Genomic DNA, 9,030 nt, shown 5'->3' on the forward strand with positions numbered 1-9,030 from the left:
CCCCGCTGAGCGGCCACCAGGCCCCGTCCGGGTACGGCGGCCACGGCGGCCACGGCGGGCAGAGCCAGCACACCGGGAGCCTCGGCTCCTGGCAGCGGGTGGGCCGGCACGCGAGTCGGCCCCGTCCCGCGGCGCTGCCGCCGGGGTTGCGGGACTCCTGAGCGCACGAAGCCCCGGACCGCTCCCTGTCAGCGGGGGCGGTCCGGGGCTTCGTCGTGCCGTCGTGCTACTTGTTGCGGCCGCGCTTCTCGCGGACCCGGACGGAGATGTGGATCGGGGTGCCCTCGAAGCCGAACTCCTCACGCAGCCGGCGCTCGACGAAGCGGCGGTAGCCGTGCTCCAGGAAGCCGGAGGCGAAGAGCACGAAGCGCGGCGGCTTGGTGCCCGCCTGGGTGCCGAAGAGGATGCGCGGCTGCTTGCCACCGCGGATCGGGTGCGGGTGGGAGGCGACGATCTCACCGAGGAAGGCGTTCAGCCGGCCGGTGGGGACGCGGGTCTCCCAGCCCTCCAGGGCGGTCTCGATCGCCGGGACCAGCTTCTCCATGTGGCGGCCGGTGACGGCGGAGACGTTGACGCGCGGGGCCCAGGAGATCTGTGCGAGCTCCGTCTCGATCTCGCGCTCCAGGTAGTAGCGGCGCTCCTCGTCGAGGGTGTCCCACTTGTTGAACGCCACGACGAGCGCGCGCCCGGCCTCCACGGCCATGGTGATGATGCGCTGGTCCTGGACGCTGATGGACTCGCTGGAGTCGATCAGGACGACGGCGACCTCGGCCTTCTCCACAGCGGCGGCCGTACGCAGCGAGGCGTAGTAGTCCGCGCCCTCCTGGAGGTGGACGCGGCGGCGGATGCCCGCCGTGTCGATGAACTTCCAGGTGATGCCGCCGAGCTTGATCAGCTCGTCGACCGGGTCGCGGGTGGTGCCCGCCAGTTCGTTGACGACGACCCGGTCCTCGCCCGCGACCTTGTTCAGCAGGGAGGACTTGCCGACGTTCGGGCGGCCGATCAGGGCGATGCGGCGGGGGCCGCCGAGGACGCCGTTGCCGAAGGTCTGGGCCGGAGCCTCCGGGAGGGCTTCGAGGACCGCGTCGAGCATGTCGCCGGTGCCGCGGCCGTGCAGCGAGGAGACCGGGTAGGGCTCGCCGAGGCCGAGCGACCACAGGGCGGTGGCGTCGGCCTCGCCGCTCTGGCCGTCGACCTTGTTGGCACAGAGCACAACGGGCTTGCCCGCCCGGCGCAGCAGCTTGACGACGGCCTCGTCGGTGTCGGTGGCGCCGACGGTCGAGTCGACGACGAAGACGACCGCGTCGGCCGTCTCGATGGCGTACTCGGCCTGGGCGGCGACGGAGGCGTCGAGGCCCAGCACGTCCTGCTCCCAGCCGCCGGTGTCGACGACCTTGAAGCGGCGCCCGGCCCATTCGGCCTCGTAGCTGACGCGGTCGCGGGTGACGCCGGGCTTGTCCTGCACGACCGCCTCGCGGCGGCCGATGATCCGGTTCACCAGGGTCGACTTGCCGACATTGGGGCGGCCGACGACCGCGAGGACGGGGAGCGGGCCGTGACCGGCCTCGTCCAGGGCGCCTTCGACCTCTTCGAGGTCGAAGCCCTCCTGCGCGGCGAGCTCCATGAACTCCGCGAACTCGGCATCGCCAAGTGCTCCGTGCTCGTGGCCCGAGCCCTCGGAGTGAATCTGGTCGTTCATGAAGTCCGTTCCTCTTTGCATCATCATCGATGGACCGCGATCAGCGCGGTCCACTACTCAAGTCTGGCCTATCGCCCGGTGAGGCGCTTGGCACTTTCCAGGTGGGCGGTGAGCTTCGCCTGGATCCGCAGGGTCGCCTCGTCCAGCGCCTTGCGCGTACGCCGCCCGTCGCCGGCACTCGCGTCGAACGCGTCACCGAAGACGACGTCGACCCGGCTGCGCAGCGGGGGCAGCCCTCGTATCAACCGTCCACGACGCTCGGTGCTGCCCAGGACGGCGACGGGAACGATCGGCGCTCCGCCGCGCACCGCGAAGTACGCGAGTCCGGCCCGCAGCGAGGCGAAGTCTCCCTCGCCCCGGGTGCCCTCGGGGAAGATCCCGAGCGCCCCGCCGTTCTCCAGGACGCCCAGCGCGTGGCTGATGGCGGTGCGGTCGACGGTCGTACGGTCCACCTCGATCTGTCCGATCCCGTGCAGGAACGGGTCCAGGGGCCCGACGAACGCCTCTTTCTTGATCAGGAAGTGCACCGGCCGGGGCGCGGTGCCCATCAGCATCGGTCCGTCGATGTTGTGGGAGTGGTTCACCGCGAGTATGACGGGTCCGGTGGCGGGGACGCGCCAGGCGCCGAGCACCCGGGGCTTCCACAGCCCGTACATCAGGCCGATGCCGATGGTGCGCCCGACGGCCGCTCCGCGCAGGGTGGGCGCGGCTGTGGCATCGCTCACGCGGCGACCCGCTTCTCCTCGACGAGGGTGACGACGCACTCGATGACCTGCTGGAGGGTCAGCTCGGTGGTGTCCACCTCGACGGCGTCGTCCGCCTTGGCGAGCGGCGAGGTCTTGCGGCCGGAGTCGGCCGCGTCCCGCTTGATCAGGGCCTCACGGGTGGCTGTCAGGTCCGAGCCCTTGACCTCGCCGCTGCGGCGGGCGGCGCGGGCCTCCGGGGAGGCGGTGAGGAAGATCTTGAGGTCGGCGTCGGGCAGCACGGTCGTGCCGATGTCCCGGCCCTCGACGACGATGCCGCCGGGCGCGGCCGCGGCGATGGAGCGCTGGAGCGCGGTGATGAGGGTGCGCACCTCGGGGACCGCGCTGACGGCGCTGACCTTGGAGGTGACCTCCTGGGAGCGGATCGGCCCGGAGGCGTCCTCGCCGTCGACGGTGATCGTCGGGGCGGAGGGGTCGGTGCCGGAGACGATCACGGGCTTGGCGGCCGCGGTGGCGATCTCCTCCGGGTTGCTCACGTCGATGCCGTTGTTCAGCATCCACCAGGTGATGGCCCGGTACTGCGCGCCCGTGTCCAGGTAGCTCAGGCCGAGCTTGGCGGCGACGGCCTTCGAGGTGCTCGACTTGCCGGTGCCCGAGGGCCCGTCGATGGCGACGATCACGGAGGAGCCTGCGGTTTCCACGGTGGTGGACACCTTCCTGGTACACGGGGCGGGGACGGAGGGGCCGCGCGACGGCCTCGTACCAGGTTACCGAGTACCGGGCGGGCCCTTGTACCCCGTACGGGGGAGGCCGGGGCCGCCCCCGTACGGGACCGTCAGCCGCGGATCGACCAGCCTCGCTCCTGGAGCGCCGTGCCGAGCACCGGGGCGGCGCTGGGCTCGACCATGAGCTGGACCAGGCCCGCCTGCTGGCCGGTGGCGTGCTCGATGCGGACGTCCTCGATGTTGACCCCGGCCCGGCCCGCGTCGGCGAAGATCGCGGCCAGCTCGCCCGGCCTGTCGCCGATCAGGACGGCCACGGTCTCGTACGCGGCGGGGGCGGCGCCGTGCTTGCCGGGGACCCGGACGCGGCCCGCGTTGCCCCGGCGCAGGACGTCCTCGATGGCGTCGGCGCCCGCGCTGCGCTTCTGCTCGTCGGCGGAGTGCAGGCCACGCAGCGCGGTCACGGTCTCCTCCAGGTCGGCGGCGACCCCGGCGAGCACGTCGGCGACCGGGCCGGGGTTGGCGGAGAGGATCTCCACCCACATCCGGGGGTCGGAGGCGGCGATCCGGGTGACGTCGCGGATGCCCTGGCCGCACAGCCGTACGGCGGTCTCGTCGGCCTCCTCCAGCCGGGCGGCGACCATGGAGGAGATCAGCTGCGGGGTGTGCGAGACGAGGGCGACGGCCCGGTCGTGGGCGTCGGCGTCCATCACCACGGGGACGGCCCGGCACAGGGCGACCAGCTCCAGGGCGAGGTTGAGCACCTCGGTGTCGGTGTCCCGGGTCGGGGTGAGGACCCAGGGGCGCCCCTCGAAGAGGTCCGCGGTGGCGGCCAGCGGTCCCGAGCGTTCCTTGCCCGCCATCGGATGCGTACCGATGTACGGGGTGAGGTCCAGGCCGAGCGCCTCCAGCTCGCGGCGCGGGCCGCCCTTGACACTGGCCACGTCCAGGTAGCCGCGGGCCACCCCGTCGCGCATCGCGTCGGCGAGGACGGCTGCGGTGTGCGCGGGCGGTACGGCGATGACGGCCAGGTCGACGCGGCCCTCCGGCGGCCCGTCGGTCCCGGCCCCGAGCGCGGCCGCGGTGCGGGCGGACTCGGGGTCGTGGTCGGCGAGGTGGACGTGGATGCCACGGCCCGCGAGCGCGAGGGCGGCGGAGGTGCCGACGAGCCCGGTTCCGATGACGAGGGCGGTTCTCACTGGGCGATGTCCTTGCGCAGGGCGGCGGTGGCGCCGAGGTAGACGTGGTTGATCTCGGCGCGCGCGAGGTAGGTCTCGACATGCACGAGGATACGGACGACCCGGGGCATGGCCCCGTCGATGTCCAGTTCCTGGGCGCAGATCAGGGGGACGTCGACGATCCCGAGGCCGCGGGCCGCGGCGGCCGGGAAGTCGCTGTGCAGATCCGGGGTGGCGGTGAACCAGATGCTGATCAGGTCGTCGGCGACGAGCCCGTTGCGCTCCAGGACGGCCGTCAGCAGCTCACCGACCCGCTCGTCCATGTGCCCGGCCTCGTCCCGGTCCAGCTGGACGGCTCCGCGGACCGCTCGTACCGCCACGTCGTACTCCCTCAGTCACTCTTCGCCGCTCGCTCGTGCCTGTCAGCCTAGAGGTGTCCGGGCGGCGGTGATCTCGGTGCTCCGTCCGTGAGACGGACGGGCCGCCGAGATCGTTACCGGCCATGGTTGTGCCCCTCGTGAGGTGCGCGTACCGGCTCGATGTCGGCCGAAATCACCCTATCTGCCACTCGGGCGGGCGTACGGTCCGCCCGGTTGCTTCATCTGGGGCCGCTCCGCCGCCACGATGGCCTGCACCCACCGCCCCACCCCCGTCACCGAAGGAGAGCCCATGAACGCACGGCGAAGGACGGTGCTGGTCGCGGGCGCGGCGGGCACCGCCGCCCTGGCGACCGGCTGCGGATCATCCGGAGACGAGGGCGGGGCCGGGGAGGCCACGGGTACGCCGACCGCGTCGGAGGGCGCGGAACTCGCCGGGACCGCGGACGTCCCGGTCGGCGGCGGCACGATCCTCAAGGAGCAGAAGATCGTGCTGACCCAGCCGGTGGAAGGCGAGTTCAAGGCGTTCTCCGCCGTCTGCACCCATCAGAGCTGCCTCGTCTCGACGGTGCGTGACGGCACCATCAACTGTCCCTGCCACGGCAGCAGGTACAGCATCGCGGACGGGGCGGTGGAGGCAGGCCCGGCGCCCCGTCCGCTGCCCCCCGAGCAGATCACCGTCTCGGGCGGCACGATCCGCTCGGCCTGACCGGTCCGCCCGGGCCGGGAGCCGCGCACGCCCCCGAAATGGGCGGGCGGGGGCGGCCCTGCCTCCCGTAGCCTCCCGGCCATGATCACCATTGCCGACGAGACGCTCGTACGCGACCACACGGTCTACGCCTGTGTGATGGGCTCGCGCGCGTTCGGGCTGGCCACCGAGGACAGCGATACGGACCGGCGCGGGGTGTTCCTCGCGCCCACCGCGCTGTTCTGGCGCTTCACCAAGCCCCCGACGCATGTCGAGGGCCCCGCACCGGAGCAGTTCTCCTGGGAGCTGGAACGCTTCTGCGACCTGGCGCTGCGGGCCAACCCGAACGCCCTGGAGTGCCTGCACTCGCCGCTGGTGGAGTACGTGGACGACACCGGCCGCGAGTTGCTGGCGCTGCGCTCGGCGTTTCTGTCGCGCCTCGCGCACGACCGGTTCGTCCGCTACGCGCTGGGACAGCGCCGGAGGCTGGAGGCGGACGTCCGGAATCACGGGACGCCGCGCTGGAAGCACGCGACGCATCTGCTGCGGCTGCTGGCGAGCAGCCGGGACCTGCTGCGGACCGGTGAACTGCACGTCGACGTCGGTGAGGCGCGGGACGGGCTGCTGGCGGTGAAGCGGGGCGAGGTGCCCTGGCCGGAGGTGGAGCGCCGGATGAACCGCCTCGCCGAGGAGAACGACGAGGCGGCGGCCCGCTCCCCGCTGCCGGCCGGCCCCGACCGGGCGGCGGTGGAGGACTTCCTGGTCCGGACCCGGCGGGCATCCGCGGCCCGGGAGACGGCCGGGACGGCTGGCGTCCACGGCCCGGACCGAGGGTGATCAGGAGTCCCAGAGCGCCGCGAGGGAGAGCAGGTCGCTGCGGTACTCGATGCGCTCCGACCACTCCTTGGGCCAGGCGGCCGCGCCCAGGTGCGCCCCGGCCAGTGCGCCGGTGAGGCAGGCGATCGAGTCGGAGTCGCCCCGGGTGCAGGCGGCCCGGCGCAGGGCGGTGAGGGGCTCCTCGGGGAAGAGCAGGAAGCAGTGCAGGGCGGTGGCGAGGGCCTCCTCCGCGATCCAGCCGTCCCCGGTCCGCTCGCAGGGGTCGGTCTCCGGCGACGGGTCGCGCAGGGCGTCCTGCACGGTGGCCAGCGCGGTCAGGCACTCCTCCCAGCCACGGCTGATGAAGGCCTCGGGCGAGGCGTCGTGCGTGAAGCGCCACAGGTCGCCGAGCCACCGTGCGTGGTAGCGGCCGCTGTTCTCGTACGCGTAGCTGCGCAACTGGCCGATCAGGCCGAGCGGTTCGGCTCCCTGGGCGAGCAGGAACACCGCCCGGGCCAGCAGGTCGGAGGCGGCCAGCGCGGTGGGGTGGCCGTGGGTGAGGGCGGCCTGGAGCTGGGCGGCTCCGGCGCGCTGTTCGTCGCTCAGTCCGGGGACGAGGCCGATCGGGGCGACGCGCATGTTGGCGCCGCAGCCCTTGGAGCCGGTCCGGCTGGCCTCCTGCCAGATCCGGTCGCCGTCGAGCAGTTCGCACGCCTCCAGGCAGGTGCGGCCGGGGGCGCGGTTGTTGTCGGGCGAGTGGTACCAGGCGACGAACTCCGCGCGGACCGGGCCCACCATCCGCTCGGGGGTGAGCAGTCCGCTGTCCATGGCGGTGCGGATGCCCCGGCCGAACGCGATGGTCATCTGGGTGTCGTCAGTGACGAAGGCGGGCTTCGGCAGCTCCATCCGCCGCCAGGGGCCGCACTTGGCGAGGATCGAGGGGACGTCGTTGAACTCGGTGGGGAAGCCGAGGGCGTCGCCGAGCGCGAGCCCGGTGAGTACGCCGGTGGCGGCCTGCTTGGTGAGGGGCGGGGTGGTGACGGTCATCCGTCTCGTCCTTTCCGTGCGGCGGGCTGGGGCCTGGTGGCGGGCGGGCGCAGGAGCGGTGGGTGCAGGGCGGTGGCGTCGCCCGCCCGGTAGAGCGCGGCGGGTTTCCCGCGTCCGCCCGTGCGGCGCGGGGGGCCTTCGACGGGCCGGACGAAGCCGGGCGCGCCCAGGACCTTGCGCCGGAAGTTGGGGCGGTCGAGCTCGACGCCCCAGATGGTCTCGTAGACCTGCTGGAGCTCGCCGAGGGTGAACTCGGCGGGGCAGAACTCGGTGGCCAGGCAGGTGTATTCGAGCTTGGCGCCGATCCGGTCGCGGGCGTCGGCGAGGATCCGGTCGTGGTCGAAGGCCAGCGGTCCGGTGCGGGCCGCGTCCTCCCAACGGGCGCTCACCGCGTCCCCGCCGCCGTGCGGTTCGGGCAGGTCCGGCAGGAGCGCGGCGTACGCGACGGAGACGACCCGCATCCTCGGGTCGCGGTCCGGGTCGGTATAGGTGCGCAGCTGTTCGAGGTGGAGGGCACCGACGGCGCCCGGGCCGAGACCGGTCTCCTCGGCGAGTTCGCGGCGGGCGGCACCCTCGGCCGACTCGCGCGGCAGGAGGAACCCGCCGGGCAGCGCCCACCTGCCCCGGAACGGCTCCTGGCCGCGTTCGACGAGCAGCACGTGCAGCCGGGTCTCACGGACGGTGAAGACCGCGAGGTCGACGGTGACAGCGAACGGGGCGAAGGCGTGCGGGTCGTAGCCCTCGGACACGGAATCCCTCCTAATAGTCACTCTGACTATAAAGGATGGACGGGGACGGCAGAAGGCCCGTGGCCGGTCCTGTTCGAGAATCCTGAACAGGACCGGCCACGGGCCTTCAAGCGGAACCCGGCTTCCAGCGGAACTGGTGCGACTAGAGACCGACCTCGCGCATCAGCATGCCGACCTCGGTGTTCGTCAGGCGGCGCAGCCACCCGGACTTCTGGTCGCCCAGCGGAATCGGCCCGAACGACGTCCGTACGAGGCGCTCGACCGGGAAGCCCGCCTCGGCCAGCATCCGGCGCACGATGTGCTTGCGGCCCTCGTGGAGAGTCACCTCGACCAGGTAGTTCTTGCCGGTGTTCTCGACCACGCGGAAGTGGTCGGCGCGGGCGTAGCCGTCCTCCAGCTGGATGCCGTCCTTGAGCCGCTTGCCGAGGTCGCGCGGCAGGGGGCCCTGGATGGCGGCCAGGTAGGTCTTCTTGACGCCGTACTTGGGGTGCGTGAGGCGGTGGGCCAGCTCACCGTGGTTGGTGAGCATGATGATGCCCTCGGTCTCGGTGTCCAGCCGACCGACGTGGAACAGCCGCGTCTCGCGGTTGGTCACGTAGTCGCCGAGGCACTGGCGGCCGTCCGGGTCCTCCATCGAGGAGACGACCCCGGCGGGCTTGTTCAGCGCGAAGAAGAGATAGGACTGCGCGGCGACGGTCAGGCCGTCGACCTTGATCTCGTCCTGGTGCACATCGACGCGCATGCCCTGCTCGACGACGATCTCGCCGTTGACCTCGACCCGGGCCTGCTCGATCAGCTCCTCGCACGCGCGGCGCGAACCCATGCCGGCCCGGGCGAGGACCTTCTGCAGCCGCTCGCCCTCCTGCTCGGCGCCCGGGTGGGTCTTGGGGAGCTTGATGTCGGGCTTGTTCGCGTACCGGTCGCGGTTGCGCTGCTCGATCTTGGCGTCCAGCTCACGCGGGCGCGAGGGCGCACCGCGACGGAAACCGCCGCTGCGGCCGCCGCCCTGCGCGGGCTTGGGGCCGCCCTTGGCGCCGCCGCGCGCCGCCG

The 9,030-nt window shown here is 72.7% G+C and carries 10 protein-coding genes; 2 read left to right on the forward strand and 8 right to left on the reverse strand.

The genetic code is table 11. The annotated features are described in order from the left end of the window. Window positions 1–226 precede the first annotated feature (226 nt). The 5 genes from der to aroH form a co-directional block, all read right to left on the reverse strand. Window positions 227–1,699: a ribosome biogenesis GTPase Der gene (gene der / locus CIB93_RS36155; protein WP_096633021.1), complete on the reverse strand. Its 1,473-nt coding sequence runs from the start codon at window positions 1,697–1,699 to the stop codon at window positions 227–229. A 68-nt stretch (window positions 1,700–1,767) separates the two neighbouring features. Beyond that, entirely contained in the window at window positions 1,768–2,424 is a 657-nt protein-coding gene (locus CIB93_RS36160; RefSeq protein ID WP_096633022.1) for a 1-acyl-sn-glycerol-3-phosphate acyltransferase, read from the reverse strand. After that, a complete protein-coding gene (gene cmk / locus CIB93_RS36165; protein WP_096633023.1) occupies window positions 2,421–3,116 on the reverse strand; it encodes a (d)CMP kinase in 696 nt (231 codons plus the stop codon). Before cmk ends, CIB93_RS36160 begins: the two co-directional genes overlap by 4 nt. 122 nt (window positions 3,117–3,238) lie before the next feature. Next, window positions 3,239–4,324, reverse strand: coding sequence for a prephenate dehydrogenase (locus CIB93_RS36170; RefSeq protein ID WP_096633024.1), 1,086 nt, complete (start codon window positions 4,322–4,324; stop codon window positions 3,239–3,241). After that, window positions 4,321–4,683, reverse strand: a complete 363-nt coding sequence (gene aroH, locus CIB93_RS36175; RefSeq protein ID WP_096633025.1) for a chorismate mutase — start codon at window positions 4,681–4,683, stop codon at window positions 4,321–4,323. The genes CIB93_RS36170 and aroH overlap by 4 nt, the downstream gene beginning before the upstream one ends. Before the next feature lie 289 nt (window positions 4,684–4,972). Here aroH and CIB93_RS36180 point away from each other — a divergent pair, with 289 nt between their 5' ends. Then, complete coding sequence (locus tag CIB93_RS36180; RefSeq protein WP_096633026.1) at window positions 4,973–5,389, forward strand: Rieske (2Fe-2S) protein; 417 nt, start codon at window positions 4,973–4,975, stop codon at window positions 5,387–5,389. Between the two features lie 81 nt (window positions 5,390–5,470). Continuing rightward, window positions 5,471–6,205: a DNA polymerase beta superfamily protein gene (locus tag CIB93_RS36185; RefSeq protein WP_096633027.1), complete on the forward strand. Its 735-nt coding sequence runs from the start codon at window positions 5,471–5,473 to the stop codon at window positions 6,203–6,205. Here the strand turns inward: CIB93_RS36185 and CIB93_RS36190 are convergent, their stop codons facing one another. The 3 genes from CIB93_RS36190 to CIB93_RS36200 all read right to left on the reverse strand — a co-directional run. Further along, window positions 6,206–7,231: an ADP-ribosylglycohydrolase family protein gene (locus tag CIB93_RS36190; protein ID WP_096633028.1), complete on the reverse strand. Its 1,026-nt coding sequence runs from the start codon at window positions 7,229–7,231 to the stop codon at window positions 6,206–6,208. Continuing rightward, window positions 7,228–7,980, reverse strand: a complete 753-nt coding sequence (locus CIB93_RS36195; protein ID WP_096633029.1) for an NUDIX domain-containing protein — start codon at window positions 7,978–7,980, stop codon at window positions 7,228–7,230. Before CIB93_RS36195 ends, CIB93_RS36190 begins: the two co-directional genes overlap by 4 nt. 142 nt (window positions 7,981–8,122) lie before the next feature. Continuing rightward, the coding region (locus CIB93_RS36200) for a pseudouridine synthase (RefSeq protein ID WP_096633030.1) at window positions 8,123–9,030 on the reverse strand (908 nt) is incomplete at its 5' end.

Source organism: Streptomyces sp. WZ.A104 (genome assembly GCF_002382885.1).
Classification (GTDB): Bacteria; Actinomycetota; Actinomycetes; order Streptomycetales; family Streptomycetaceae; genus Streptomyces.

What these genes read in the sequence shown, in the direction of transcription:
- CIB93_RS36190 (WP_096633028.1), bottom strand. Translation starts at nt 7,231, where the DNA reads ATGACCGTCACCACCCCGCCCCTCACCAAGCAGGCCGCCACCGGCGTA.
- CIB93_RS36180 (WP_096633026.1), top strand. Translation starts at nt 4,973, where the DNA reads ATGAACGCACGGCGAAGGACGGTGCTGGTCGCGGGCGCGGCGGGCACC.
- CIB93_RS36185 (WP_096633027.1), top strand. Translation starts at nt 5,471, where the DNA reads ATGATCACCATTGCCGACGAGACGCTCGTACGCGACCACACGGTCTAC.
- der (WP_096633021.1), bottom strand. Translation starts at nt 1,699, where the DNA reads ATGAACGACCAGATTCACTCCGAGGGCTCGGGCCACGAGCACGGAGCA.